Here is a 24,657-nt window from a genome sequence, read left to right as displayed (position 1 = left end):
CGAGTCGCGGAGGAACGGCCGGAATGCCCCGGCCCGGCATCGCGATGCCCATCGACCCGCGCGGATATCTGACCCGTCACCGACGCCCGCCCTGACGCGGCCCCCCTTGGGGCGGCCGCACCGCTCTGCATCAAACGTCAACTCAGTTCAGCAGGTTGCCAATGAGAAACCATCTCATCCTTTCACTTTCGGTCCTGGCCGCCTCGGGCGCTCAGGCGCTTGCACAGGAAGCCGGGATCCAGCCGGAAACCCTTGTCGTCGAGGAGCGCATCTCGGAAGGGAACCATATCTTTCTGATGGATATGGGCATTTCCGGCCCCAGCCAGATCTCGGTGCTGAATGCCGATGACCTTTCGCTGGAGGGCAATATGGGCATGGGCACGTTCAGCCAGATGCTGATGTCGCCCGGCGCCCCGTCGCTGTTCACCGGATCGGTCTACATGAAGCGCTTTACCCGCGGCCCGATCGAGGCCGTGATCGAGGAATTCGACCCCGCGACCCTGGCGGTAAAGCGCGAGATCGTGGTGTCGGACAAGATGGCTGAAACGCTGAGCCAGCGCGGCGCGCTGAACCTGTCGGCCGATGGCAAATATCTGTTCGTCCAGAACGCCACGCCCGCGACCTCGGTCAATGTGGTCGATCTGACCGCCGGCAAGGATCTGGTCGAGGTGCCGACGCCCGGCTGCTGGACCGCCTATCCCGCGACCGAGGGTCTGGCCTTCACCACGATCTGCGGCGATGGCAGCCTGGTGAAATACACCGTCGCCGCCGATGGCACCGTGTCGGAACCCGCGAAATCGGACAAGATCTTTGACGCCGCCAGCACGCCGATCTTTGGCAATGCGGTGCGGGTGGACGGGCTGCTGACCTATGTCACCTATGATGGCAAGCTGCTGATGGTCGATGACAGCGGCGCAGCACCGGTGCTGTCAAAGACCATCGGTTTTGCCGTCGATGGCTGGGCACCGGGGGGCTATAACCTGATGGCCTATCACGCGGCCTCGCATACGCTGTTCGTGCTGATGCATTCGGCCGCCGCGGACGGGTCGCACAAGCGCCCGGCCGAGGAGATCTGGGCGATCAACACCGAAAGCGAAAAGCTGGTCGGCCGCAGCGCGGCGCATGGCGAATCCAACATCGCGGTGAGCATGGGCAAGGTGCCGCAACTGGTGGGCGTCGATCACATGGGCGGCGTGCATCGCTATGACGTGACGCTGGGCGACAGCGTCAGCCTGACCGAAGGCGCCGCGCGCGAAGGTCTGGCCGCCTTCGCCACCATGATCGCGACCGATTACTGAGATGGGCGCGCTGGCCGCACTCGCCTCGGTGACGATCACCAGCTTTCTGGTGATCGTGCTGGCACGGGCCGTCTGGCACAAGGTCGAGGCGTTTCTGGAGACGGTGGGCTTTGCCCAGGGTTACGGGCTGGTGCCCGAGGCCTGGGCCGCGCCGATCGTCCGGGGCCTGATCCTGGCCGAGGGCGCGACGGTGCTGATGCTGCTGGTGCCGGGCACCCGGCCCTGGGGCGGGTTGCTGGCGGCGGGGCTGTTCGCGGGCTACGGCCTGCTGATGGCCACGGCGCTGATGCAGGGCCGCAGCCGCATCGACTGTGGCTGTGGCGGCCTGCCGCAGCTGGTGTCGGGCTTCACGCTGGGGCGCAACGCGGTGCTGGCCGCGCTGTCGCTGGGCGTGGCGCTGCTGCCCGCCGCGGCCCTGCCCGGCGCGGGGGCGGCGGTGGCCATCGCCGGCGCGCTGGTCCTGGTCGCCATCTACACCATCATCGAGCGCCTCGCCTCGCATCTGCCCCATATCCGGCAGGGAGACCTTTGACATGACCCTTCTGATCTTTTCCAACATCCTGCTCTGGGTCGTGGTGCTGATCCAGCTTGCGGTGATCTTTGCCCTGGCCCGTCAGATCGGCATCCTGTTCGAGCGCGTCTCGCCGGTGGGCGCGATGGTATCGGATGCGGGGCCGGGCCTGGGCGACAAGGTGCCGCCGCTGGCGCTGCCCAACCTGAACGGGCCGGGCCTCACCCTTGGCCAAGCGGAGGGGCGGGCGCAGCTGGTGTTCTTCCTCTCCACCAGCTGCCCGATCTGCAAGGCGCTGCTGCCCGCGCTCAAATCCATCCGGGCCGACGAACAGGGCTGGCTGGATGTGATCATGGCCTCTGACGGGCGCGAGCAATTGCACCGCCGCCTGATCGAGACCGAGAACCTGGAGGCCTTTCCCTATGTCCTGTCCTCGGAACTGGGAATGAGCTTCAAGGTCTCCAAACTGCCCTTCGCCGTCCTGCTCGACAAAGAGGGCAAGGTGGCCGCCAAGGGCCTCGTGAACAGCCGTGAACAGCTGGAAAGCCTGTTCACCGCCTCTGAAACCGGCATCCCGTCCTATCAGGCCGCTGTGGCCGGGATGATCAACTGACCGATCGTGACATCAAGAAGGAAACCGATCATGACCCGCTTCATCGACAGCTTCCTCAAGCGCCTCGACGGCGCGACCGAGGCGAATATCCGTTCCTCTGCCCGCCGCAACGGCCGGCGGTCCTTTCTGGCCCGGACCGGCCTTGCCCTGCTGGGCGCCGCCGTCTCGGTGCCGGTACTGCCCTTTGACCGCCGCGCCTTTGCCTCGACCGAGGGGGGCGCCTCGGATCCGTGCAGCTACTGGCGGCAATGTGCCATCGACGGTTTCCTGTGCGAGGAATCCGGCGGTTCGCTCACCTCCTGCCCGCCGGGCAGCACCGTTTCGGCGGTGTCCTGGGTCGGCACCTGTTCCAACCCCGAGGACGGCAAGGATTACCTGATCAGCTACAACGACTGCTGCGGCAAGCCCTTCGTGCCGACCGCCACCTTCTGCAACAACAACAAGGGCGAACGTCCCGGCTATCAGATGGGTCTCTACAACGACATCAACTGGTGCACCGCCAATACCGACAAGGGCTATCACTGCACCGTGTCGATCGTCGTGGGCATGGCCGATTGATGCGCAAGACTGTCTTCATCGCCCTTGCGGGCCTGTTGTCCGGCCCGGCCCTCGCAGAGGGGGCCGGCACTGACGGCGCCGCATTGTTCGAGGCGCATTGCGCCGCCGCTGAACCGGCCGGGCTTCTGGCAGGCGCTTGGCGATCAGGCGCCGACCTATATCAGCGGCATCGTGACCAAGGGCATGGCCAAGCCGCTGACCGTGCAGGGCACGCGCTACATGGGTCTGGTCATGGTGCCGGTCGCCGGCACCACGGACGAGGAACTGGCCGCGATCACCAGCTGGGTTCTGGCCGATCTGGGGCAGAGCGCGCAATCGGTCACCCCCGACCAGATCGCCGCGATGCGGGCCAGCACCACCACCCAGAACGACCTGAAGGCCATGCGCCCGACCGAGGAGTGAGCAACGATGAAACAGACCCTGCTGCCCGCGCTTGTGGCCCTGGCGGTTTCGGCGGTGCCGGGCCATGCGATGAACACCGCCACCTCGCCGCGCGCGAATTATGTGCTGCATTGTTCGGGCTGTCACGGGATGCAGGGTCTGGGCACGGTGGAAGGCGGGATCCCCGGCTTCCCCAATTCGGTCGGCCCTATCGTCAGTATCGAATCCGGGCGCGATTATGTGATGCATGTGCCGGGCGTGGTGGCCAATAACATGACCGACGCGCAGATCGCCGAGGTGATGAACTATATCCTCGATCAATGGTCGGATGGCAGCGGCCATTTCACCGAGGCCGAGGTCACGCGCCGCCGCGCGGCACCGATCGGCGATGTGGTCCGCTATCGCCGCGTGGTGGTGGAGGAATTGCGCCGCGCGGGCATCGAGATCGCGGAATATCCCTGGCCCTGACCCGATGCTGCTGGCGGGGCTGATCCTTGCGGTCGCGGCCCTGGCCGACCCCTGGCGCGCGGGCGGGGCGTTCTGGGATTTCGGCAATGCAATCGGCTTTGTCGCGCTGGCGGGGCTGATCTTCCAGATGATCCCCGCCCCGCGCGGCCCGCCCCGCCCGCATGAGCGGCTGGGTTACTGGGTGCTGGGGGTGACCCTGCTGCACGCCTTCTGGTTTCTGGCGGGCGATGCGGCGGCGCGGTTCTACCTTTTGCCCGGCGGCCCCTTGCACATGTGGCTGGGTCTGGCGGCAGTCCTGCTGCTGGCGGGGCTGAGCATTCTGGCCCGCATGCCCGACCGGCTGCGCCTGCACCCGTCCTATCGCCATTTCCGCAAGCTGCACCGTCATCTGGCGCTGGCCTGTCTGGCGGCGGCGCTGCTGCATGTGCTGCTGTCGGGGTTCTACCTGCCGCATGGGTGGCAGGGGGCGGGGCTTGTCGCACTGGCGCTGATCTGTGCCTTCGGGCGGCTGCGGCCGCAGGTCGCGGCGGTTCCGGCCTATCTGATGGCGGGCGGGGCAACCGTCGCGCTGTTCGTCCTGATCCGCGAGGTGGCGCTGTGAAGTGGGCGTTGGCCGCGCTGTTTCTGGCCGGGGTCGTGCTGGTGGTGGCCGGCCTGCCGCTGGGCCAGCCCCTGCCCGACCGTGCCGCGCGTTTCGGCGGCGGCCTTCGGGTGCTGCCGATGACCTTCAGCCATTCGTCGCATTTCGGCAAACCCTGCGCCGCCTGCCACCACGAATTTGCCGACCGCACCATCGGCCCGCCCTGCATGACCTGCCATGTCACCGATCACCGGGTCGCCCCGCTGCTGGAGACGCAATTCCATGACCTGTGCCAGAGCTGCCACCTTGACGAAAGCGCGGCGGGCCGGCCTTCCGGGCCAACCCGCCGCTGCATTGCCTGCCATCTGGACGATCAGGCGTTCTGAACCGCCTGAGCTTCGCTGCGCAGCATTTCCTGCATGCGGTCGCGCATGACAAACTTCTGCGGCTTGCCGGTGGCAGTCATCGGCAGATCCGTCACCACCCGCAGATGACGCGGGATCTTGAAATGCGCGATCTGCCCCTTGCAATGGTCGCGCAATCCCTCGGCCGTCAGGCTGCTGCCGGGTTTCAGCACGACCCAGGCGCAGACCTCCTCGCCAAAGATGTCGTCGGGAATGCCAAAGACCTGCACATCGCTGACCTCGGGGTGGCGGATCAGGAATTCCTCGATCTCGCGCGGGTAGATGTTTTCGCCGCCGCGGATGATCATGTCCTTGACCCGGCCGACGATGGTGCAAAAACCCTCATCGTCCAGCACGCCCAGATCGCCCGTATGCATCCAGCCCTCGGTGATGGCGCCGCGCGTCGCGGCCTCATCGCCCCAATAGCCCGACATCACCGAATAGCCGCGGGTCCAAAGTTCGCCCTTTTCGCCCACGGGCACGGTATTGCCCGCGGCATCGACCAGCTTCACCTCCAGATGGGGGTGGATGCGACCCACGGTTTCGCAGCGCTTTTCGGTGGGATCGTCGGTAAAGCTCTGGAACGAGACGGGCGAGGTTTCGGTCATGCCATAGCAGATCGTCACCTCACGCATGTGCATGTCGCGGTTCACGCGCTTCATCACCTCGATCGGGCACAGCGCGCCGGCCATGATGCCGGTGCGCAGGGTGGAAAGGTCGCGGTGCTGGCGATCCAGTTCCTGCAACATGGCAACGAACATCGTGGGCACGCCGTAACAGGCGGTCGCGCCCTCGGCCGCGATGGCATCCAGCGTCTGCGCCGGGGTGAAGCCCTCGCCCGGGAAGATCATCTTCGCGCCCTTGCCGACCGCGCCCAAAACGCCCATCACCATGCCGAAGCAATGGTAAAGCGGCACCGGAATGACCAGCCGGTCGGCCGGGGTCAGCGCGATGCGGTCGGTCACGAAACGCGCGTTGTTGACGATGTTGCGATGCGACAGCGTGGCGCCCTTGGGCATGCCGGTGGTGCCCGAGGTGAACTGGATGTTGATCGGATCGGCAGGCGACAGGTCGGCGCTGATCGCGTCCAGCCGCGCCAGCAGGTCAGGCGTCGCGCGGTCGGCCAGCGCGGCAAAGCCGATCATGCCGGGGGCCGGCTCGCCCATCACCACGACATGCCGCAGGTCGGGCAACCGGGCCAGGGTTTGCGGCCTGTCGGCCACGAGGTCCGGCGCCAGTTCGCGGATCATCCCGACATAATCGGAGCTTTTGAACGCGGCGGCGGTAATCAGCACCCGGCAGCCCACCTTGTTCAACGCATATTCCAGTTCCGACAGCCGATAGGCCGGGTTGATGTTCACCAGAATGGCGCCGATGCGGGCGGTGGCGAATTGGGTCAGCACCCATTCCAGCCGGTTGGGCGACCAGATGCCGACGCGGTCGCCCTTGGTCACGCCCAGCGAGAGCAACCCGGCGGCGCAGCGTTCCACCGCCTGCGCAAAGGCGCGCCAGCTCAGCCGGTCGCCGCTTTCGCAGAAAACCAGGGCCTCGGCCTCGGGGCGGGCGGCGACGGTGTCGCGCAGCAATTGCGGAATGGTGATGTCTTTCAGCGGCGGCTCGGCCGGGCCCGCGACATGCGACAGCCCGTCCCGGGGCGCCGCGCTGGCAGTCATGGCATGGGACATGTTCAGAACTCCATGGCAGGGCCGGCCCCCGCCGCAGGGCGACAGGGGCCGGCATGCGCTGCGGCGCGGCTCAGCCGCGGGCGACGTTGATGACCTGCATCTGGGTGTATTCGGCCAGCCCCTCGACCGACTGTTCCACCCCGAGACCCGACCCCTTGAAGCCCGCCATCGGGATATGCGGCCCGATATTGAGCTGCTGGTTCACCCAGATCGTGCCGGAATCGATCTGGCCCGCGATCTCGGTCGCCTTGTCCAGATCGGCGGAATGGACCGACCCGCCCAACCCGTATTCCGAGGCACTGGCCCGCGCGATCACGTCATTCACATCGTCGAAGCGGATCACCGGCAGGATCGGGCCGAACTGTTCCTCATCCACGATGCGCTGGCCGTCGGTCACGTCGCGCACGATGGTCGGCGCGATGAAATAGCCCTTGCCGCCGCGCAATTCGCCGCCCGCGATGATGCGGCCGCTGGTGCGGGCATCCTCAAGATAGCCCTTCACCTTTTCAAACTGCGCCTTGTTCTGGATCGGGCCGACGGTGGTGCCCTGCTTCATGCCGTCATCCACCACGGCGGCCTTGGCGATATCGGCCAGCGCGTCGCAGAATTCGTCATAGATCGCGTCATGCACATAGGCGCGCTTGATCGCCAGACAGACCTGACCCGCGTTGAAGAAGGCGCCGCCATAGACCTTTTCGGCGGTCGCGCGCACATCCACATCGGGCAGCACGATGGTCGGGTCATTGCCGCCCATTTCCAGCGTCACGCGCTTCATCGTGTCGGCGGCGCTGGCCATGATGCGCTTGCCGGTCTGCGACGATCCGGTAAAGCCGATCTTGGCGATGCCCGGATGGGTGGTCATCTTCGGGCCAAGGTCGTTGTTGTCGGTCAGGATATTGACCAGACCCGCCGGAAACACCCGGGCGCAGATCTCGCCCAGTTTCAGCGCGGTGACCGGCGTCGTCGGCGCGGGTTTCAGGATGATCGCGTTCCCCGCCATCAGCGCCGGCCCGATCTTCCAGCAGGCCAGCAGCAGCGGAAAGTTCCAGGCGACGATGGCGCCGACCACGCCCAGCGGCTTGTGCCGGGTTTCGATGCGGAATTGCGCGTCATCCTGGATCACCCGGTCGGGCAGTTCCAGCGAGGCGGTGTGCAGAAGATAGCCCTGGCTCCATTCCACCTCGCCGGTGGCTTCGGGCAGCGGCTTGCCCTGTTCCAGCGTGATGGTGCGGGCCAGATCGGCGGCATTGGCGCCGATGGCGGCGGCCAGTTCCTCGATCTTGGCGCGGCGCTAGGCCATGCCGGTTTTCGCCCAGGCCTTTTGCGCGGCGGTGGCGGCGGCAACTGCCTCATCCAGCTGCGCCTCGGTCGCATGGGGCACGCGCGCGAAAACCTCTTCCGTCGCCGGGTTGATGACGTCGAGCATCCGGTCCCCTGCGACCAGCGCCCCGTTGATGAGCATCCTGTAATCCATGATTTCCTCCCGCAGTGCCGGCCTCCCGCCGGTGCAGGGCACAGGGTAGGTCCGGCCGGGACGGGCCGTCTCCGGCTGTGGCGCCATAGATTGCGGCTGCTGTGCCAAAATTATGGTTTCAAATCAGCGGCCTGCGTCACGAGGCCCGATTGGGCGGCGCAAGAAAGCTTTGCGCGATGTAATCGGCAAGGTGGCTGACCGCCTCTTGCGGGGCGCGGCCGGTCGCGCCATGCAGCCGCAGGTCCAGCCTGCCCAGCGGGGGCAGCCCCGCGCCCGGGGGCAGAAGGCGCGCATCGGCGGGGATGGTGCTTTGCGCCATGGCGCTGATCCCCAGCCCGGCCCGCACCGCCGCCAGCACCGCCTCGTGGCTGGAACTGAGATAGGCCACGCGCAGCGGCACGCCTTGCGCGGTCAGCGCCGCCAGAATGCGGCCGCGATAGACACAAGGCGGCGGCGCCAGCACCAGAGGCAGGGGCCGCTGCTGCCAACGGTCATGGTCCGCCCCCGCGAACCACAAGAGCGGCTCTGTCACAATCACCCGCCCGCCGGGGCTGTCGGGGTCATGCAGCGCCAGAACCAGATCAAAGGCGCCCTCGCGATACCGCCGCAGCAGGTTGCGCGTCAGGTCGCTGGTCACCTCCAGTGTCACATTGGGATGCGATTGCGCGAAACGGCCCAGGACCACCGGCAGCAGCGCGGCGGCATATTCATAGGGCACGCCCAGCCGCACCCGGCCCGACAGGCCGGGGCTGTGCAGCAGGGCCAGCACCTCGTCATTCAGGGCCAGCATGCGCCGGGCATATTGCGCGACGGTCGCGCCCTCGGCGGTCAGGGTCAGGCGATGCGCATCGCGCAGGAACAGGCGCGCGCCCAGCATCTGTTCCAGCCGGCGGATTTGCAGGCTGACCGCCGATTGCGTGCGCCCGACCGCCCCCGCCGCGCGGGTAAAGCTGCCGGTGTCGATCGCGCTGACAAAGCTGCGCAAGAGATCGGTCGGGATATTGCGCAAGATGGCCCCGCTTGCATGAGGGTTATTCATGATAGCATTGACAGCATGAAGTTCAACAATGCCCGGGCCGCGCTATCCTGGCCGCCACCCCCTTTGGCGCAAGGAAGCCCCGATGACCGACGCCCCGCCCCCCGCGCATGGCTATGCCAGCGGCCGCCTGAACCTGCCCTTTGTCGGCATTCCCACCTTTGGCAAGCGCCCCTATGTCGCCGACTGGTCGCGGATCGAGGCCGATATCGCCGTGCTGGGCGCCCCTTTCGACTTTGGCACCCAGTTCCGCGCCGGGGCGCGGTTCGGGCCGCGGGCGGTCCGCGAGGCCTCGACCCTGTTCAGCTTTGGCCATGCCGGCGCCTATGACCACGAGGACGACCGCACCTATCTGGGCGCCGATGTGCGGATGGTCGATCTGGGCGATGCCGATATCGTGCATACCGACACCGCCAAAAGCCACGCCAATATCCGCGAAGGCGTCGCCGCGATCCTGCGAGCCGGGGCCTTGCCGGTGGTGATCGGCGGCGATCATTCGGTCAATATTCCCTGCATCGACGCCTTTGAAGGTCAGGGCAATATTCACATCCTGCAAATCGACGCCCATCTGGATTTCGTCGATGAACGCCATGGCGTGCGCTATGGCCATGGCAACCCGATGCGGCGCGCGGCGGAAAAGCCCTATGTCACCGGGCTGACCCAGGTCGGGATCCGCAATGTCTCCTCCACCGCGAAAGAGGGCTATGACGATGCCCGCCGCATGGGATCCGACATTCTGTCGGTGCGGCAGATGCGTGCCCTGGGCGCCGAGGCGGTGATCGCGCGCATTCCCGCCGGGGCGCGGGTCTATGTCACGCTGGATATCGACGGCTTCTGCCCCTCCATCGCGCCGGGCACCGGCACGCCCAGCCATGGCGGCTTTCTCTATTACGAGGTGCTGGAGATGTTGCAGGCCCTGGCCCGCCGGCACGAGGTCGTCGGCATCGACCTGGTCGAGGTGGCGCCGGATTACGACCCGACCGGCGCGACCGCGATCCTGGCCGCGCAGATCCTGCTGAACTTTCTGGGCTTCGTGTTTGACGCGCGGCGGGAACGGGCGGGCGCCGCGGGGTAACAGGCCCCCTGCCCCGCCACGCGGGCAAGGCAGGGGGCAAGGCGGGGGGGGCGCAGTTCAGCCCAGCACGGATTTCACCGCATCGGCCGCGGCCGCGACCACGGTATCGGCCTCGGCCACCGTCATGCAGAGCGGCGGGGCAAAGCCCAGGATATCGCCCTGCGGCATGGCGCGGCCGATCACGCCGCGTTCCAGCAGCGCCGCCGCGATGGCGGGGCCAACCTTGCGCGCCGGGTCAAAGAAGCGGCGGTCGTCGCGATCCTCGACAAACTCCACCGCCGCCATCAGCCCGTCGCCGCGCACCTCGCCGACATGGGCGTGGCCGCCCAGGGCATCGGCCAGGCCCTTGCGGAAATGCGCGCCCACCGTGCCCGCATTCGCCACCAGCCCCATTTCGTCGATCAGCCGCAGGTTCGCGACCCCTGCCGCCGCGCAGATCGGATGGGCGGAATAGGTCCAGCCATGGCCGATCGGGCCGAACTGATCCGATCCCTGCACCAGCACCTGCCACATGCGATCCGACACGATCGACCCCGACAGCGGCGCATAGGCCGAGGTCAGGCCCTTGGCGATGGTGATCAGGTCCGGCTCCATCCCGTAATGGACCGAGCCGAACATGGTGCCCAGCCGACCAAAGCCGGTCACCACCTCATCGGCCACCAGCAAGATGTCGTATTTCTTCAGCACCGCCTGAATGGCCGCCCAATAGCCCCTGGGCGGCGGCACGATGCCGCCGGTGCCAAGGATCGGCTCGCCGATGAAGGCGGCGACGGTATCAGGTCCTTCGGCCAGGATCAGCTCCTCCAGCCGGGCCGCGCAATGGGCGCTGAACTGCTCCTCGGTCATCGAGCGATCTTCGCGGCGATAGTAATAGGGCGCCTCGGTATGCAGGATCGGTGCGCGCGGCAGATCGAAATGCGCATGGAACAGCGACAGCCCCGTCAGCGACCCGGTCATCACGCCCGAGCCGTGATAGCCACGCCAGCGCGAGATGATCTTCTTTTTCTCGGGCCGGCCGAGGATGTTGTTGTAATACCAGATCAGCTTGATGTTGGTCTCGTTCGCATCCGACCCGGACAGGCCGAAATAGACCCGGCTCATATGCGCGGGCGCGCGTTCGATGATCATGCGGGCGAGCGTGATGCTGGCCTCGGTGCCGTGGCCGACATAGGCGTGGTAATAGGCCAGTTCGCGCGCCTGTTCGGCGATGGCCTCGGCGATCTCGGTCCGGCCATAGCCCACATTCACGCAGTAAAGCCCGGCAAAGGCGTCAAGGCTGCGCTTGCCGGCGGTATCGGTGATGAAGCAGCCCTCGCCCCCGGCGATCACCCGGCGCGGTGTCTCGCCCCGGGCATGGCCGCCCATATGGGTCGAGGGGTGAAAGAAGTGATCCCGATCCCAGGCGTTCAGGTCGTTGTCGCGATCCAGCATGATGGTTCCTTTCCCGCGCTCAGGCGGCCGTGTCGATGCAAAGGTATTTCAGTTCGGTGAAGGCCTCCATCCCGTGACGCGACCCTTCGCGCCCCAGGCCCGACTGTTTCCAGCCGCCAAAGGGGATGGGGCCGCCGGTGATCTTGACCCGGTTCACCGCGACCATGCCGAATTCCAGCGCCCGCGCCAGCCGCAGCGCCCGCGCGCCGTCGCGGGTGACGACATAGGCCGCCAGCCCGTATTCGGTGGCATTGGCGCGACCGATCACCTCGGCCTCGCTGTCAAAGGCCAGAACCGAGGCGACCGGCCCGAAGGTTTCCTCGTGGTGGATCAGCGCGGCGTCGGGCGCGCCGGTCAACAGCGTCGGCAGATAGGCCAGCGGCAGATCGGGATGCACCCTGCCGCCCGTCAGCACCTGCGCGCCGCGCGCCACCGCATCGCGCACCTGTTCGGCCACCTTGGCCAGCGCGCCGGCATGCATCAGCGGGCCGATCTGGGTCGCGGGATCAAGCCCCGGCCCCACCCGCAGCGCGGCGATCCGTTCCGCCAGGCGCGCGGTGAAGGCGGGCAGGATGGCGCGTTCGACATAGATGCGGTTCGCCGCCAGGCAATCCTGCCCGGAGGTCGCGAATTTCGCATCCATCGCGATCTGCACCGCCCGGTCCAGATCGGCATCGGCAAAGACGATCAGCGGGGCATGGCCGCCCAGTTCCATCACCAGACGTTTCATCGTGGGGGCGCATTGCGTGGCGATCAGCCGACCGATGCCGGTAGACCCGGTAAAGGACATGGCGCGCAGCCGGTCATCGGCGCACATGCGACCGACGATGGGCGCGGCCTCGCCCGGCACGATATTCATCACCCCAGCCGGCAGCCCGGCGCGTTCGGCCAGTTCCGCCAGCGCAAGGCCCGAAAGCGGGGTCTGCGCCGCCGGATGCACGACGCAGGTGCAGCCCGCCGCCAGCGCCGCCGCCACCTTGCGGGTGATCATCGCGGCGGGAAAGTTCCAGGGCGTGACGATGCCCACCGGGCCAAGCGCCTCGCGCCGGACGATCATCTCCACATCGCGCAGATGGGGGGTCACGCCCTCGGCATTCATGCGCATGGCCTCGGCGGCATACCACTCCAGAAACTCGGCCGCATAGGCGATCTCGCCCCGGCTTTCGGCCAGCGGCTTGCCCTGTTCCAGCGTCATGATCAGCGCCAGATCCTCGGTCGCCGCCAGCATGAGCGCGGCCCATTGGCGCAGGATGCGGGCGCGTTCTTGCGGCAGGCGGTCGCGCCAGGCGGGAAAGGCGGCGGTGGCGGCGGCGATGGCCGCGTCGGTCTCGGCGGGGCCAAGTGCCGCGACCCGGGCAACCAGCCCGCCCGAAGCCGGATCGGTCACCGCGAAATCGGCGGCATCCGGCGCCGCGGTCCAGCGCCCGTCGATATGGCCAAGCATGCGCAACAGCGCGCGGTCGCTCAGACCGGACAGCGCCGGATGGACGGGATGCGGGGAACAGGCGTTCATCGGATGGTCTCCTGAATGTCTGGCGCCAGTCTGGCGCAGCATCGGCAGAAAAGGGGACCAAAGCCGACCGCGATCATGGACCGGATCGCCCGCCGCGGGGCCGGAAAATAGAGAAACTCTCTACCCGCCGGCGAACAGGGCCATGGGCAGGCACTCATCCTCTTTCACGGATTTGGTGACGATATAGGTGAAATAACGGTCGATCCCGATCTCGGCCCCCAGCATGCCATCGACCAGCCGCTGATAGGCGTCGATATCGCGGGTCATGATCTTGAGGAAATAATCCACCCCACCCCCGACCGACCAGCAGGCCACCACCTCGTCCATGGCGGCGACGGCGCGTTCGAAACGGTCGAAATCGGCCTGGCGGTGATTGGCCAGGATGACCTCCACCAGCACGGTGGCAAAGGGCGCCACGCGGCGCGGCGCCAGACGCGCGTGCCAGCTCGCGATGATGCCCGCCTGTTCCAGCTTGCGCAGCCGGAGCCAGCAGGGCGTGGGCGACAGCCCCACCCTTTCGGCCAGCTTCAGCTTGGTGATCCGTCCATCCCGCTGCACCGCCTCCAGGATGCGCAGGTCGATGGCGTCGAGTTTCATCAGGGTCGCTCCGCAAATCTTCGATTGCAGATTGATATGATTTTGACCAGATTTTCAATCATGACAAACTGGATGCCCGACCCCGCCGCCCTGACCCGCCCCGCCTATCTGTCGCTGGCCGAACAATTCGCCCGCGCGATCGAGGCGGGCGATCTGCCGGTGGGCCATCGGCTGATGCCGCATCGCAAGCTGGCCGATCAGCTGGGCCTTTCGGTGCAGACCGTCAGCCGCGCCTATGACGAACTGATCCGCCGCGGCCTGATCGCCGGCGAGGTGGGGCGCGGGTCTTTCGTGCTTGGCCCCGGCGCCGAGGCGCGGCAGCCCTATCTGCCGGAACGGCCGGGCGAGATGATCGACCTGTCGATCCTCAAACCCGTGGTCGAGGCCGTGCATCTGGACCGGATGCGCGCGGGCTTCGCCTGGCTGGCGGAAAACCTTGCCGCGCCTTCGGCGCTGTCCTTCCGGCCCAATATGGTGATGCGGCATCACCGCGCCGTGGCGACCGACTGGCTGATCCGGCAGGGCGTGCCGGCCGAGGAGGCCGGGATCACCCTGACCAATGGCGCCACCCCCGCGATCACCGCCGCGGTGATGAGCGTGGCCCCGCCCGGCGCGGGCATCGCGGCCGAGATGCTGACCCATCATATTCTCATGCCGCTTTGCACCTATCTGGGCCTGCATCTGGAGGGGATCGGCATGGATGCGCAGGGCATGTTGCCCGCCGCCCTGCATGATGCCGCGCGCAAGGGGGCGATCCGCGCGGTGTATCTTCAGCCCAATGTCATCAATCCGCTGGCGATGATCATGCCCGCCGACCGCCGGGCCGAGCTGGTCGAGGTCTGCCGCCGGCACGATCTGGCGATCATCGAGAATGACATCCTGAACGTGATGATCCCCGACCGGGCGCCCGCCTTTGCCGCGCTGGCGCCCGAGCGGGTGCTGCATATCTGCGGCTTTACCAAGATCACCGTGCCGGGGATGCGCATGGCCTATCTGCATGCCCCGGCACGCCATGCCACCGCATTGTCCAACCGGCATCTGGTGGCGAACTGGATGGCGACGCCGGCGATGGCCGACCTGCTGGCGCAATGGATTCTGGATGGAACGGTGGCCGATCTGGCGGCCTGGCAGGCCCGCGCCATGGCCGAGCGGCACGACATCGCCGCCGGGGTGCTGGGGTCGGCGATGCCGGCCTGCCATCGCAACAGCCTGCATCTGTGGCTGCCCCTGCCCGAGGGCTGGACCGAAGACCAGTTCGTGACCCAGGCCCGGCAGCGGGGTGTCGCGGTGGCGGCGGGCAGCGCCTTTCGCGCCTCGGACCGCTGGCGGCAAGAGGCGATTCGCCTCGCGCTTGGTTCGACCCGCGTCGAGGAGTTGCGCCACGGCCTTGCCACCCTGGCCAACCTGCTGTCCGAACGGCCGGAGCCCTTGCTGCCCTCCATCTGACGCGCGAAATCGTCCTGCATCGCGGCTTTAATTGTCATGATATTATTTAATAATTGACATGATTTGCAGTCGTGACAATTGTCCCCCCAGCAGCAGCCGGGGAGACAGGCGTGACCGCACCGATCATCCGCATCAAGGAACTGGACAAATCCTTTGGCACGCTCAGGGTGCTGGACGGGCTGTCCTTCGATGTCATGCCGGGCGAGAAACTGGCGCTGATCGGCCCTTCGGGATCGGGCAAGACCACGATCCTGCGCATTCTCATGACGCTTGAGACCATCTCGGGCGGGCATATCGAGGTCTGCGGCGAACAGCTTTATCACATGCAGAGGAACGGGCGCGAAGTGCCGGCCGATGCCGCGCATCTGCATCACATGCGCCGTCACATCGGCATGGTGTTCCAGCATTTCAACCTGTTCCCGCACAAGTCGGTGCTGGACAACATCACCCTCGCGCCGATGCTGACCAAGGCCGAGCCGCGCGCCCGGGCCGAGGCCCGCGCGATGGAACTGCTGGAAATGGTGGGCCTGGCCGACAAGGCCCGCGCCATGCCCAGCCAACTGTCCGGCGGGCAAAAGCAGCGCGTCGCCATTGCCCGCGCGCTGGCGCTGCAACCCCGGATCATGCTGTTCGACGAGGTGACAAGCGCGCTTGACCCCGAACTGGTGGAGGAGGTGTTGCTGGTGATGAAGCGACTGGCCGCCGAGACCGACATGACCATGCTTCTGGTCACGCATGAGATGGGCTTTGCCCATGAATTCGCGGACCGCGTGCTGTTCTTCGACAAGGGGCGCATCGTCGAACAGGGCCCGCCCGACCAGATTTTCCGCAACCCAGAACACGAACGCACACAAACCTTCCTGCGCAAGATCATTGCCGCAGGGCACCGTGTCTGATCCCGCCCCCGACAGAGAGGACCACCCCATGAAGAAGACGCTGCTGACCCTGGCCCTGATGGCCGCCCCGCTGGGCGCCATGGCCGAGACGCTGGATGACCTCAAGGCGCAGGGCTTTGCCCGCATCGCCATTGCGAACGAACCGCCCTTTACCGCCGTGGCGGCCGATGGCACCGTTTCGGGCGCGGCCCCCGATGTCGCGCGCGAAGTGTTCAAGCGCCTGGGCGTGCCCGAGGTCGTCGCCTCGATCAGCGAATATGGCGCGATGATCCCGGGGCTTCAGGCCCGCCGCCATGACGCCATCACCGCCGGCCTGTTCATGAAACCCGAACGCTGCGCCGCCGTTGCCTATTCCGAACCCGTCCTGTGCGACGCCGAGGCTTTCCTGCTGCCCAAGGGCAACCCCAAGGGCTTTGCCTCCTATGCCGATATCGCGGCCAATCCCGATGCCCGGATCGGCGCGCCCGGCGGCGGCACCGAGGAAAAGCTGGCGCTTGAGGCCGGGGTGCCGCGCGACCGGGTGATCGTGGTGCCCGATGGGCAATCGGGGCTGAAGATGTTGCAGGATGGCCGGATCGACGTCTATTCGCTGCCGGTCCTGTCGATTTCGGATCTGATGGCCAAGGCCGCCGATCCCAACCTGGAAATGGTGGCCCCGGTCGTCGGCGCGCCGGTCTATTGCGATGGCGCGGCCTTCCGCAAGGAAGACACGGCGCTGCGCGATGCCTTTGACGTGGAACTGGCCAAGATGAAGGCCTCAGGCGAATTTGCCGCCATCGTGGAGCCTTACGGCTTTTCCGCCGCCGCCGCCATGTCCACCAGCCGCGCCAAGCTCTGCGGTGAATGATCCCTGCCGGGCGGCGGTGCCGATGCTGCGCCGCCCGGCCGTCTTTTCCAAGGAAAGCCTACCGTCATGGCCGACTGGTCCGGTTATCTGAATCTGATCCTTCAGGGGGCGCTGGTGACGGCGCAACTGACGATCTATGGCTCTGCCCTTGCGCTTGTCGCGGCGTTTCTGGCCGGGATGGGCCGGCTCGCGCCCTGGCGGGCGGTGCGCTGGCTGTCTACGCTCTATATCGAATTCTTTCGCGGCACCTCGATCTATGTGCAGCTGTTCTGGGCCTATTTCGTCTTGCCCTTCATGGGGATCACCCTGTCGCCTCTGGCGGCGGGGATCCTCGCGCTCGGGCTCAATGTCGGGGCCTATGCCGCCGAGGTGGTGCGCGGCGCCATCCTGTCGGTGCCCCGCGACCAGTATGAGGCGACGGTGGCGCTCAACCTCACCGGGGCGCAGCGGATGCGCCATGTGATCGTGCCGCAGGCGCTGCCGCTGATGTTGCCGACCTTTGGCAACAACGCGATCGAGTTGCTGAAGGCGACAGCGGTCGTGTCGCTGATTTCATTGACCGACATGACGTTTCAGGCCCAGATCGTGCGGGCCCAGACCGGAAACACGCTGATCCCCTTTGCCATGATCCTGATCCTGTATTTCGCGATGGCGCTGCTCATATCCGCCGGGATGCGGTCGCTGGAACGTCGCATGACGCGCGGGCTGGACGGGGTGCGCTGAGATGGAATGGGACTGGAACTTTGTCGCCGAGATCATGCCCACCCTGCTGCAAGGGTTGCGGCTGACGCTGCTGGTCACGCTGCTGTCGGCGGTGGTCGCCGCGGGGCTGGGGCTGGCCTTTGCCATCCTGCGGCGGTCGGAAAACCGGCTGATCGCGGCGCCGGTCGGGCTGGTGATCGAATTCATCCGCGGCACGCCGCTGCTGGTGCAGCTTTACTTCATCTTTTACGTCCTGCCCGATATCGGCATCGTGCTGCCGCCGCTGGCGGCCGGGGTGATCGGCATGGGGCTGCATTACGCGACCTATACCGCCGAGGTCTATCGCGCCGGCATCGAGAACGTGCCGCGCGACCAGTGGGAGGCCGCGCGCGCCACCAACCTGACCCCGCGCCAGACCTGGATCCACGTCATCGTGCCGCAGGCCGTGCCGCCGATGATCCCGGCCTTGGCGAATTACCTGATCGCCATGTTCAAGGAAACGCCGCTGCTGTCGGCCATCACGGTGCTGGAACTGATGAACCAGGCGAAATCCGTCGCCAATTCGAGCTATCGCTATATCGAGCCGATGACCATGGTGGGCATGTTCTTTCTGGCGATGAGCCTTGTCTCGGTGGTGATCCTGCGCTGGCTGGAACATCGTTTCGGAAGGTTGGCAAAATGACCGATATCCGCATCTCTGCCCGGCGCCCGCGCCTTGATCCGCGCGCCGTGGCGCATCGGGTGGGGCTGGTCGCGCTGGCGACCGACCACAGTTCCGAGGTGGATTACGCCCGCATCCTGGCGCCGGCGGGGGTCGGCATCTATGTGAACCGCATCCCCTTTGCCAATCCGGTCACGCCCGCCACGCTGCGGGCGATGGAAACCGATCTGGCCGAGGGCGCGGCGCTGATCCTGCCGGACGAGCCGCTGGACGCGATCATCTATGGCTGCACCTCGGCCTCGGTCTGTATCGGCGATGCGGCGGTGCGGGCGCAGGTCGCGCGCGGCAAGCCGGGCTGCCCGGTGGTCACGCCGGTCTCGGCCGCGCTGACCGGGCTGGCACGGCTGGGCGCGCGGCGCATCTCGGTGCTGACGCCCTATACGGTCGAAACCTCGCGCCCCATGGCCGCGATGTTCGAGGCGGCGGGCCTTGCGATCGACCGTTTCACCTGCCTTGAAATGACCGATGACCGCGACATGGCGCGCATCGCCCCCGACGATCTGGTGACGCTGGCCTCCGAGGCCGCCGACCCTGCCTCGGACGCGCTGTTCATCTCTTGCACGGCGCTGCGCGCGGCGGGGGTGATCGACCGGATCGAGGGGGCGGCCGGGCTGCCGGCGCTGTCGTCGAACTATGCCGCCGCCTGGAACGTGGCGCGAATCTGCGGGTTGGAGGGCGCGCTGGCGCCCGGGCATCTGATGACGCTGGGCCTGCCGGCATGAGCGCGCCGCTGCCCGTCACCCCCGACGACATCCGCGCGGCCGAGGCGCGTCTGCGCGGCCGGGTCCGGCTGACGCCGATGCGGGCCGATCCGCGCCTGCCGGGGGTGCTGCTCAAGCAGGAATACCGGCAGGAAACCGGCGCCTTCAAGCTGCGCGGGGCGACGAATGCCATCCTGTCGCTGCCCCCCGATCAGCTCCGGCGCGGGGTGGTCACGGCCTCGACCGGCAATCACGGGCGGGCGCTGGCGTATGCGGCCCGGGCGGCGGGCGCGCGCGCGGTCGTCTGCCTGTCGCATCTGGTGCCGGCAAACAAGGTGCAGGCGGTGCGCGATCTGGGGGCCGAGCTGCGCATCACCGGCCAGAGCCAGGACGAGGCGATGATCGAGGTCGCCCGCGCCGTCCGCGAGGAAGGGCTGACCGAGGTGCCGCCCTTTGACCACCCCGCCGTCGTCGCCGGACAGGGCACGCTGGGGCTGGAGATCCTCGCGCAATGCCCGGCCCCGTCCGCGGTGCTGATCCCGCTTTCGGGCGGGGGGCTTGCCGCCGGGGTGGCCGCCGCGATCCGCGCGCGCAGCCCCGCAACCCGGCTGATCGGGGTGACGATGGAGCGCGGCGCCGCGATGGCCGCAAGCCTGGCCGCCGGCCACCCCGTCACGGTGGAGGAGATGCCCACGCTGGCGGATTCGCTGGGCGGCGGCATCGGGCTGGACAACCGGGTGACCTTTGCGATGTGTCGCGCCCTGCTGGACGAGGTGATCCTGGTCGCAGAGCCCGAAATCGCCGCCGCGATGCGCCATATCCATGCCGTGACCGGCGACGCGGTCGAGGGCGCGGCCGCCGTGGGTATCGCGGCGATCCTGGCGGGCCGGCTGCGCCCCGGTCCGGCCACGGTCTGCATCCTGTCGGGCGCCAATGTCGCGCCCGAAACCTTTGCCCGCATCCTGCAAGGACAGCCCGCATGAGAGACCCGGTAACCATCCTGACCGAAGCCGACCTGCGCGCGCTGGTGCCGCTAGATCTGGCGGCGGTGGACTGTATCGAGGCGGGTTTCCGCGCCCTTGCGACCGAGCCGGTGGCCATGCCGCCGATCCTGCGGCTGGACATTCCCGAACATCGCGGCGAGGTCGATGTGAAGACGGCCTATGTGCCCGGGATCGACCAGTTCGCGATCAAGATCAGCCCCGGCTTCTTTGGCAATGCCGCCCTTGGCCTGCCCTCGACCAACGGGATGATGGTCGTGCTGTCGGCGCGCACGGGGCTGGTGCAGGCGTTGCTGCTGGATAACGGCTATCTGACCGATGTGCGCACCGCCGCCGCCGGGGCCGTCGCCGCGCGATATCTGAGCCGCACCGACGTCGCCACCGCCGCCATCCTGGGCGCGGGCATGCAGGCCGAGATGCAGGCGGTGGCGCTGTCGCTGGTGCGCCCCCTGCGGACCTTGCGCATCTGGGCGCGCGATCCGGCCCGGGCGGCGGCGCTTTGCGACCGGCTGGCGGCGCGCGGGCTGACTGCCCGGCCCTGCGCAACAGTGGACGAGGCGACCGGAGACGCCGATATCATCGTGACCACGACCCCGGCCACCGCGCCCATCCTGCACGCGGCGGCCCCGGGCCAGCACATCACCGCCATGGGTTCCGATGCCGAACACAAGAACGAAATCGCCCCTGCCCTGCTCGCGCGTGCGACCTATGTCGCCGACCGGCTGTCACAGACCCGGGTGCTGGGCGAATTGCACCATGCCATTGCCGCCGGCACCGTCGCGCCGGACCAGCCCTTTGCCGAGCTGGGTCAGATCGTCGCCGGGCTGGCCCCGGGCCGGGTTGCGGCCAGCCAGATCACGCTGGCCGATCTGACCGGCACCGGCATTCAGGATACCGCGATTGCCGCGCTGGCCGTCAGCCGCGCCCGCGCCGCCGGCGCCGGCCGGCGCTTTACCGTCTAGGAACAAACATCCGGGCCGCAGCGCCCGAAGGAGGACCGACCCATGCCCGATGTTGAACTGCGCTTTACCCGCGCCGAATTCGCGGCCCGTCTGGAAAAGACCCGGCGCGCGATGGAGGCGAAGGGCGTCGATCTGCTGATCGTCACCGACCCGTCCAACATGAACTGGCTGACCGGCTATGACGGCTGGTCGTTCTATGTGCATCAATGCGTGATCGTGCCGCCCGCGGGCGAACCGATCTGGTATGGCCGCGGCCAGGATGCCAATGGCGCGAAACTGACCGCCTATCTGCGCGACGAGAACATCATCGGCTACCCCGACCATTATGTGCAATCGACCGAGCGGCACCCGATGGATTACCTTTCGGGCATCCTGACCGACCGGGGCTGGGGCAGCCTGCGCATCGGCGTCGAGATGGACAATTACTATTTCTCGGCCGCGGCCTTTGCCGCGCTGACGCGCCATCTGCCCAATGCCCGCTTTGTCGATAGCACCGCGCTGGTGAACTGGCAGCGCGCGGTCAAGTCGGCGCAAGAGATCGACTATATGCGCAAGGCCGGGCGCATCGTCGAAAAGATGCATGCCCGCATCTTTGACAAGATCGAGGTCGGCATGCGCAAATGCGATCTGGTGGCCGAGATCTATGATGCCGGCATTCGCGGCGAGGCCGATTTCGGCGGCGATTACCCGGCAATCGTGCCGCTGCTGCCCTCGGGGCGCGATGCCAGCGCGCCGCACCTGACCTGGGATGACAAACCGATGCAGCCCGGCATGGGCACCTTCTTTGAAATCGCCGGCTGTTATCACCGCTATCACCTGCCGCTGTCGCGCACGGTGTTTCTGGGCAAGCCGACGCAGGCCTTTCTCGATGCCGAACAGGCCACGCTGGAGGGGATGGAGGCCGGGCTGGCCGCCGCCCGCCCGGGCAATACCTGCGAGGATATCGCGCGCGGTTTCTTTGACGTGCTGGCCAGGCATGGCATCATCAAGGACAATCGCACCGGCTATCCGATCGGGGTCAGCTATCCGCCGGATTGGGGCGAGCGCACCATGTCGCTGCGCCCGGGCGACCGCACGGTGCTGCAACCCGGCATGACCTTTCATTTCATGACCGGCCTCTGGCTGGAGGATATGGGGTTCGAGCTGACGGAATCCATTCTGATCACCGAGACCGGGGTCGAATGCCTGTCCAACGTCCCGCGCAAGCTGTTCGTGAAGGACTGAACGGATGACCAGCCCCCTGCGACCCTCGCCCGTCTCGGCCACGGTGGATTTCGATGCCGATGGCGTGCAGCACGGCTTTCTGCGCCTGCCCTACAGCCGCGATGACGCGGCCTGGGGGTCGGTCATGATCCCGGTGACGGTGGTGAAGAACGGCAAGGGCCCCACGGCCCTGCTGACCGGCGCCAATCACGGCGATGAATATGAGGGGCCGATCGCGCTTTTCGATCTGGCCCGCAGCCTGCGCCCCGACGAGATCCGGGGCCGGGTCATCATCCTGCCGGCGATGAACCAGCCCGCCTTCGCGGCGGGCACCCGCACCTCACCCATCGACCGCGGCAATCTCAACCGCAGCTTTCCGGGGCGGCCCGACGGCACGGTGACCGAAAAGATCGCCGATTATTTCCAGCGCGTGCTGCTGCCCATGGCCGATGTGGTGCTGGATTTCCATTCGGGCGGCAAGACGCTGGATTTCCTGCCGTTCTGCGCCGCGCATATCCTGCCCGACAAGGCCCAGCAGGCCGAGGCCTTTCGCCTGGTGCGGGCCTTTGGCGCCCCCTACAGCGTGCAGATGCTGGAGATCGACGCCGTCGGCATGTATGACACCGCCGCCGAGGAGATGGGCCGCGTCTTTGTGACGACCGAACTGGGCGGGGGCGGCACGGCCAGCGCGCGCACGGCAGAGATCGCGATACGCGGTTGCCGCAATCTGCTGATCGCCGCCGGCATCCTGCAAGGCGAGGCGACCGCCGCGCCGACGCAATGGCTCGACATGCCCGACGGCGATTGCTTCACCTTCGCCGAGGAGGCGGGGCTGATCCGCTTTCTGGCCGATCTGGGCGACCGGGTGGAAAAGGGCCAGGTCGTCGCGATGATCTACCCGACCGGCCGCACCGGCCTGCCGCCGACCGAATTGCGCAGCCGCCGCGCCGGCCTGTTCACCGCGCGGCATTTCCCCGGTCTGGTGAAACCGGGCGATTGCGTCGCCGTGATCGCCGAGGAAATCGACGGCTGAGGGGGGGGCGGCCCGGGTCTGACCCCGGGTCGTCGTCTGACCCCGTTTGAAGGTGCCAAATCGCCCGATGACGGGTCGCGCGGCCCCGAAGCGCCGCAATCACCCCTGCGCGCCAGCCTCAATCGACAGCCGCGCGCAGGGCATCAAGGATCAACCTGAACGCGGCGGTCGGCTGTCGCCTGCTGGGATAATAGAGGTAATGCCCGGTAAAAGACGCACACCAGTCTGTCAGCACCGGCTCGATTTGGCCGGACGCGAACCCGTCCTGAAAATAGCTTTCCTGAAGGCAGGCGAGGCCAAGACCGCTCAGACAATAGTCCCTAAGCTGCAAGTCTATCTTCTGGGCGCCACCATCGCCTTTGGCCTGTCAATCGTGCTTGGCCTCACGATACCGAAACTCCCGTCGCGACAGCCGGTCCCCTATGCCCGCCTGCTCGGGTCGGTCTTCACCTCGGTTGCACGACATCCAGCCGCCCTCGTCACGCTGCTGATCACCGGGGCGAGCTTTGCGGTCTTTTCGATGTTCTGGACGGCGCTGACCTTTCTGCTCAGCGCAGATCCGTTCCACTATACGACATCCCAGATCGGCCTGATGGGGCTGGCGGGTCTTGCCGGTGCAATCGCCAGCCGCCGCGCGGGCATCATGCATGACAAGGGATGGTCTGTTCCGGCCACCGGCGCGGCGCTTGGTCTGCTTGCCCTGTCGCTGATCGGTGCCTGGTTCGCGCAGTCCTCGATCATCGGCCTGGTTGTTGCGGTGATCGTGCTGGATATCGCGGTCATGGTGAACCTGATCCTCGGGCAGACGCGGCTGGTGTCCTTGTCGGACACCGAGCGCAGCAGGCTCAACACCGCTTTCGTCGTGTTCAACTTCATGGGCGGGGCACTGGGATCGTTTCTGGCCGGGCCGCTGTGGTCCGCTGGCGGCTGGAGCGGCATCATGGTCGGCGCTCTTGTCCTGACGGCGGCAGGGCTGCGGATCTGGGCCGGATCACGGGCGCGGCTGGTCGTCAAGAATTGAAATCCGCCCGCCCGGATGTCGATCGACTGCCGCGCCACTCCCCTTCAACCAGAGGCGAGGCAGGATCGCGCGGGCGGTCATCGTCACAGCGCAGTCGCGGGCCGGTTTGGGACTGGGTCGTGGAAGGGCCATTCTGACGGAACACCGACCCGAAGATGCGGCCCCTCACCCCCGGGAACCGTCGGCGCCATCTGGTATTTGCCTCTGACCTGCCCCGAATGCCCCTCGAATTGCGAGGCGCGCGAAGTTTCTTCCGCGCCTCGCGTTATCAATCGGCTGGATCAATAGGGGCTGTCGGGGAAGTAGTATTCCGCCGCGTTCTCGGCGGTGATCAGCGGGCTGTCCAGCGTGTAAACCCCCTGCACCGGCGCCTGGGTAATCCCCCCATTTTTAACGGGGTGCATCCGTAGAATTCACGCGGCCATTTTCAATTTCTGTGCGGGTGTGATGCCGCCGATGCCCATGTTCGGGCGGTCGTTGTTGTAAGTCCAGAGCCATTG

At 67.0% G+C, this 24,657-nt stretch carries 27 protein-coding genes and 1 pseudogene; 20 read left to right on the top strand and 8 right to left on the bottom strand.

Features of this window, described 5'->3' with window-relative positions:
• Window positions 1-161 precede the first annotated feature (161 nt).
• Genes FOA17_RS00140 through FOA17_RS00105 form a run of 8 tightly spaced genes read left to right on the top strand, consistent with a single transcriptional unit; the run spans window position 162 to window position 4,795 of the window.
• The gene (locus FOA17_RS00140; protein ID WP_149139494.1) at window positions 162-1,298 is read left to right on the top strand and encodes an amine dehydrogenase large subunit; all 1,137 of its coding nucleotides are present in this window, start codon (window positions 162-164) and stop codon (window positions 1,296-1,298) included.
• Between the two features lies 1 nt (window position 1,299).
• On the top strand, window positions 1,300-1,830 hold the full coding sequence (locus tag FOA17_RS00135) for a MauE/DoxX family redox-associated membrane protein (RefSeq protein WP_149139493.1): 531 nt from the start codon (window positions 1,300-1,302) through the stop codon (window positions 1,828-1,830).
• A gap of 1 nt (window position 1,831) precedes the next feature.
• Entirely contained in the window at window positions 1,832-2,422 is a 591-nt protein-coding gene (gene mauD, locus FOA17_RS00130) for a methylamine dehydrogenase accessory protein MauD (protein ID WP_149139492.1), read from the top strand.
• A 30-nt stretch (window positions 2,423-2,452) separates the two neighbouring features.
• Window positions 2,453-2,980, top strand: coding sequence for a methylamine dehydrogenase light chain (locus tag FOA17_RS00125; protein ID WP_149139491.1), 528 nt, complete (start codon window positions 2,453-2,455; stop codon window positions 2,978-2,980).
• 24 nt (window positions 2,981-3,004) lie between these two features.
• Window positions 3,005-3,382 (top strand): hypothetical protein, encoded by a 378-nt coding sequence (locus FOA17_RS19825; protein WP_149139490.1) that lies wholly within the window; start codon window positions 3,005-3,007, stop codon window positions 3,380-3,382.
• A gap of 6 nt (window positions 3,383-3,388) precedes the next feature.
• A complete protein-coding gene (locus tag FOA17_RS00115) occupies window positions 3,389-3,829 on the top strand; it encodes a c-type cytochrome (protein WP_149139489.1) in 441 nt (146 codons plus the stop codon).
• Between the two features lie 4 nt (window positions 3,830-3,833).
• The gene (locus FOA17_RS00110) at window positions 3,834-4,430 is read left to right on the top strand and encodes a hypothetical protein (protein WP_149139488.1); all 597 of its coding nucleotides are present in this window, start codon (window positions 3,834-3,836) and stop codon (window positions 4,428-4,430) included.
• Window positions 4,427-4,795, top strand: coding sequence for a cytochrome c3 family protein (locus FOA17_RS00105; protein WP_149139487.1), 369 nt, complete (start codon window positions 4,427-4,429; stop codon window positions 4,793-4,795). The genes FOA17_RS00110 and FOA17_RS00105 overlap by 4 nt, the downstream gene beginning before the upstream one ends.
• On the opposite strand, the gene FOA17_RS00100 is transcribed toward FOA17_RS00105, so the two are convergent.
• The 3 genes and pseudogenes from FOA17_RS00100 to FOA17_RS00090 all read right to left on the bottom strand — a co-directional run bounded on the left by FOA17_RS00100 (window position 4,783) and on the right by FOA17_RS00090 (window position 8,981).
• On the bottom strand, window positions 4,783-6,498 hold the full coding sequence (locus FOA17_RS00100) for an AMP-binding protein (RefSeq protein WP_149139486.1): 1,716 nt from the start codon (window positions 6,496-6,498) through the stop codon (window positions 4,783-4,785). The two genes, FOA17_RS00105 and FOA17_RS00100, sit on opposite strands and share 13 nt — an antisense overlap.
• Before the next feature lie 70 nt (window positions 6,499-6,568).
• Window positions 6,569-7,924: pseudogene (locus FOA17_RS00095) on the bottom strand (aldehyde dehydrogenase family protein).
• Between the two features lie 184 nt (window positions 7,925-8,108).
• Window positions 8,109-8,981 (bottom strand): LysR substrate-binding domain-containing protein, encoded by an 873-nt coding sequence (locus tag FOA17_RS00090; RefSeq protein WP_149139485.1) that lies wholly within the window; start codon window positions 8,979-8,981, stop codon window positions 8,109-8,111.
• A gap of 112 nt (window positions 8,982-9,093) precedes the next feature.
• Here FOA17_RS00090 and speB point away from each other — a divergent pair, with 112 nt between their 5' ends.
• A complete protein-coding gene (gene speB, locus FOA17_RS00085) occupies window positions 9,094-10,083 on the top strand; it encodes an agmatinase (protein WP_149139484.1) in 990 nt (329 codons plus the stop codon).
• A gap of 57 nt (window positions 10,084-10,140) precedes the next feature.
• On the opposite strand, the gene FOA17_RS00080 is transcribed toward speB, so the two are convergent.
• The 3 genes from FOA17_RS00080 to FOA17_RS00070 all read right to left on the bottom strand — a co-directional run bounded on the left by FOA17_RS00080 (window position 10,141) and on the right by FOA17_RS00070 (window position 13,624).
• Window positions 10,141-11,514 (bottom strand): aspartate aminotransferase family protein, encoded by a 1,374-nt coding sequence (locus FOA17_RS00080; protein WP_149139483.1) that lies wholly within the window; start codon window positions 11,512-11,514, stop codon window positions 10,141-10,143.
• 19 nt (window positions 11,515-11,533) lie between these two features.
• The gene (locus FOA17_RS00075) at window positions 11,534-13,027 is read right to left on the bottom strand and encodes an NAD-dependent succinate-semialdehyde dehydrogenase (protein ID WP_149139482.1); all 1,494 of its coding nucleotides are present in this window, start codon (window positions 13,025-13,027) and stop codon (window positions 11,534-11,536) included.
• Between the two features lie 120 nt (window positions 13,028-13,147).
• On the bottom strand, window positions 13,148-13,624 hold the full coding sequence (locus tag FOA17_RS00070; protein WP_149139481.1) for an Lrp/AsnC family transcriptional regulator: 477 nt from the start codon (window positions 13,622-13,624) through the stop codon (window positions 13,148-13,150).
• Between the two features lie 60 nt (window positions 13,625-13,684).
• Between FOA17_RS00070 and ehuR the strand changes: the two genes are divergently transcribed.
• From ehuR to doeB, 10 genes are all read left to right on the top strand, one after another.
• Window positions 13,685-15,070, top strand: a complete 1,386-nt coding sequence (ehuR, locus tag FOA17_RS00065; protein ID WP_149139480.1) for a MocR-like ectoine utilization transcription factor EhuR — start codon at window positions 13,685-13,687, stop codon at window positions 15,068-15,070.
• A 110-nt stretch (window positions 15,071-15,180) separates the two neighbouring features.
• Window positions 15,181-15,966: an ectoine/hydroxyectoine ABC transporter ATP-binding protein EhuA gene (gene ehuA, locus FOA17_RS00060; protein WP_149139479.1), complete on the top strand. Its 786-nt coding sequence runs from the start codon at window positions 15,181-15,183 to the stop codon at window positions 15,964-15,966.
• Between the two features lie 28 nt (window positions 15,967-15,994).
• Window positions 15,995-16,813 (top strand): ectoine/hydroxyectoine ABC transporter substrate-binding protein EhuB, encoded by an 819-nt coding sequence (ehuB, locus tag FOA17_RS00055; protein WP_149139478.1) that lies wholly within the window; start codon window positions 15,995-15,997, stop codon window positions 16,811-16,813.
• A gap of 66 nt (window positions 16,814-16,879) precedes the next feature.
• Window positions 16,880-17,536: an ectoine/hydroxyectoine ABC transporter permease subunit EhuC gene (ehuC, locus tag FOA17_RS00050; protein WP_149139477.1), complete on the top strand. Its 657-nt coding sequence runs from the start codon at window positions 16,880-16,882 to the stop codon at window positions 17,534-17,536.
• Window position 17,537: 1 nt separating this feature from the next.
• Window positions 17,538-18,197 (top strand): ectoine/hydroxyectoine ABC transporter permease subunit EhuD, encoded by a 660-nt coding sequence (gene ehuD, locus FOA17_RS00045; protein ID WP_149139476.1) that lies wholly within the window; start codon window positions 17,538-17,540, stop codon window positions 18,195-18,197.
• Window positions 18,194-18,958 carry an ectoine utilization protein EutA gene (eutA, locus tag FOA17_RS00040; RefSeq protein ID WP_149139475.1) on the top strand — a complete coding sequence of 255 codons (765 nt, stop codon included), beginning with the start codon at window positions 18,194-18,196 and terminating at the stop codon, window positions 18,956-18,958. Before ehuD ends, eutA begins: the two co-directional genes overlap by 4 nt.
• Complete coding sequence (gene eutB, locus FOA17_RS00035) at window positions 18,955-19,920, top strand: hydroxyectoine utilization dehydratase EutB (RefSeq protein WP_149139474.1); 966 nt, start codon at window positions 18,955-18,957, stop codon at window positions 19,918-19,920. Before eutA ends, eutB begins: the two co-directional genes overlap by 4 nt.
• A complete protein-coding gene (locus FOA17_RS00030; RefSeq protein WP_149139473.1) occupies window positions 19,917-20,900 on the top strand; it encodes a cyclodeaminase in 984 nt (327 codons plus the stop codon). Before eutB ends, FOA17_RS00030 begins: the two co-directional genes overlap by 4 nt.
• Before the next feature lie 42 nt (window positions 20,901-20,942).
• Window positions 20,943-22,124, top strand: a complete 1,182-nt coding sequence (doeA, locus tag FOA17_RS00025) for an ectoine hydrolase DoeA (RefSeq protein ID WP_149139472.1) — start codon at window positions 20,943-20,945, stop codon at window positions 22,122-22,124.
• A gap of 4 nt (window positions 22,125-22,128) precedes the next feature.
• A complete protein-coding gene (gene doeB / locus FOA17_RS00020) occupies window positions 22,129-23,136 on the top strand; it encodes a N(2)-acetyl-L-2,4-diaminobutanoate deacetylase DoeB (protein ID WP_149139471.1) in 1,008 nt (335 codons plus the stop codon).
• A gap of 118 nt (window positions 23,137-23,254) precedes the next feature.
• On the opposite strand, the gene FOA17_RS00015 is transcribed toward doeB, so the two are convergent.
• Window positions 23,255-23,467 (bottom strand): LysR substrate-binding domain-containing protein, encoded by a 213-nt coding sequence (locus FOA17_RS00015; RefSeq protein ID WP_238991670.1) that lies wholly within the window; start codon window positions 23,465-23,467, stop codon window positions 23,255-23,257.
• On the opposite strand from FOA17_RS00015, the gene FOA17_RS19820 reads away from it, so the two are divergent.
• Window positions 23,381-24,157, top strand: a complete 777-nt coding sequence (locus tag FOA17_RS19820; protein ID WP_149139470.1) for an MFS transporter — start codon at window positions 23,381-23,383, stop codon at window positions 24,155-24,157. The two genes, FOA17_RS00015 and FOA17_RS19820, sit on opposite strands and share 87 nt — an antisense overlap.
• 281 nt (window positions 24,158-24,438) lie before the next feature.
• On the opposite strand, the gene FOA17_RS20245 is transcribed toward FOA17_RS19820, so the two are convergent.
• Complete coding sequence (locus tag FOA17_RS20245) at window positions 24,439-24,561, bottom strand: hypothetical protein (protein ID WP_275259716.1); 123 nt, start codon at window positions 24,559-24,561, stop codon at window positions 24,439-24,441.
• Between the last annotated feature and the right edge of the window lie 96 nt (window positions 24,562-24,657).

Origin of the sequence: Gemmobacter caeruleus, from assembly GCF_008271655.1 — a bacterium.
Taxonomy (GTDB): Bacteria; Pseudomonadota; Alphaproteobacteria; order Rhodobacterales; family Rhodobacteraceae; genus Gemmobacter; species Gemmobacter caeruleus.
Note: the sequence above shows the minus strand (reverse complement) of the source record. Positions and strands in the feature narration are given on the sequence as shown.

Excerpts from the sequence above, each read along its gene's own strand:
- doeB (WP_149139471.1), top strand. The coding sequence starts at position 22,129 with ATGACCAGCCCCCTGCGACCCTCGCCCGTCTCGGCCACGGTGGATTTC.
- ehuR (WP_149139480.1), top strand. The coding sequence starts at position 13,685 with ATGACAAACTGGATGCCCGACCCCGCCGCCCTGACCCGCCCCGCCTAT.
- FOA17_RS00115 (WP_149139489.1), top strand. The coding sequence starts at position 3,389 with ATGAAACAGACCCTGCTGCCCGCGCTTGTGGCCCTGGCGGTTTCGGCG.
- FOA17_RS00080 (WP_149139483.1), bottom strand. The coding sequence starts at position 11,514 with ATGCTGGATCGCGACAACGACCTGAACGCCTGGGATCGGGATCACTTC.
- FOA17_RS00140 (WP_149139494.1), top strand. The coding sequence starts at position 162 with ATGAGAAACCATCTCATCCTTTCACTTTCGGTCCTGGCCGCCTCGGGC.
- eutB (WP_149139474.1), top strand. The coding sequence starts at position 18,955 with ATGAGCGCGCCGCTGCCCGTCACCCCCGACGACATCCGCGCGGCCGAG.
- FOA17_RS20245 (WP_275259716.1), bottom strand. The coding sequence starts at position 24,561 with ATGCACCCCGTTAAAAATGGGGGGATTACCCAGGCGCCGGTGCAGGGG.
- FOA17_RS00030 (WP_149139473.1), top strand. The coding sequence starts at position 19,917 with ATGAGAGACCCGGTAACCATCCTGACCGAAGCCGACCTGCGCGCGCTG.
- FOA17_RS00075 (WP_149139482.1), bottom strand. The coding sequence starts at position 13,027 with ATGAACGCCTGTTCCCCGCATCCCGTCCATCCGGCGCTGTCCGGTCTG.
- FOA17_RS00110 (WP_149139488.1), top strand. The coding sequence starts at position 3,834 with ATGCTGCTGGCGGGGCTGATCCTTGCGGTCGCGGCCCTGGCCGACCCC.
- FOA17_RS00100 (WP_149139486.1), bottom strand. The coding sequence starts at position 6,498 with ATGTCCCATGCCATGACTGCCAGCGCGGCGCCCCGGGACGGGCTGTCG.
- FOA17_RS00125 (WP_149139491.1), top strand. The coding sequence starts at position 2,453 with ATGACCCGCTTCATCGACAGCTTCCTCAAGCGCCTCGACGGCGCGACC.
- FOA17_RS00070 (WP_149139481.1), bottom strand. The coding sequence starts at position 13,624 with ATGAAACTCGACGCCATCGACCTGCGCATCCTGGAGGCGGTGCAGCGG.
- speB (WP_149139484.1), top strand. The coding sequence starts at position 9,094 with ATGACCGACGCCCCGCCCCCCGCGCATGGCTATGCCAGCGGCCGCCTG.
- eutA (WP_149139475.1), top strand. The coding sequence starts at position 18,194 with ATGACCGATATCCGCATCTCTGCCCGGCGCCCGCGCCTTGATCCGCGC.
- ehuC (WP_149139477.1), top strand. The coding sequence starts at position 16,880 with ATGGCCGACTGGTCCGGTTATCTGAATCTGATCCTTCAGGGGGCGCTG.
- ehuD (WP_149139476.1), top strand. The coding sequence starts at position 17,538 with ATGGAATGGGACTGGAACTTTGTCGCCGAGATCATGCCCACCCTGCTG.
- mauD (WP_149139492.1), top strand. The coding sequence starts at position 1,832 with ATGACCCTTCTGATCTTTTCCAACATCCTGCTCTGGGTCGTGGTGCTG.
- FOA17_RS00135 (WP_149139493.1), top strand. The coding sequence starts at position 1,300 with ATGGGCGCGCTGGCCGCACTCGCCTCGGTGACGATCACCAGCTTTCTG.
- ehuB (WP_149139478.1), top strand. The coding sequence starts at position 15,995 with ATGAAGAAGACGCTGCTGACCCTGGCCCTGATGGCCGCCCCGCTGGGC.
- doeA (WP_149139472.1), top strand. The coding sequence starts at position 20,943 with ATGCCCGATGTTGAACTGCGCTTTACCCGCGCCGAATTCGCGGCCCGT.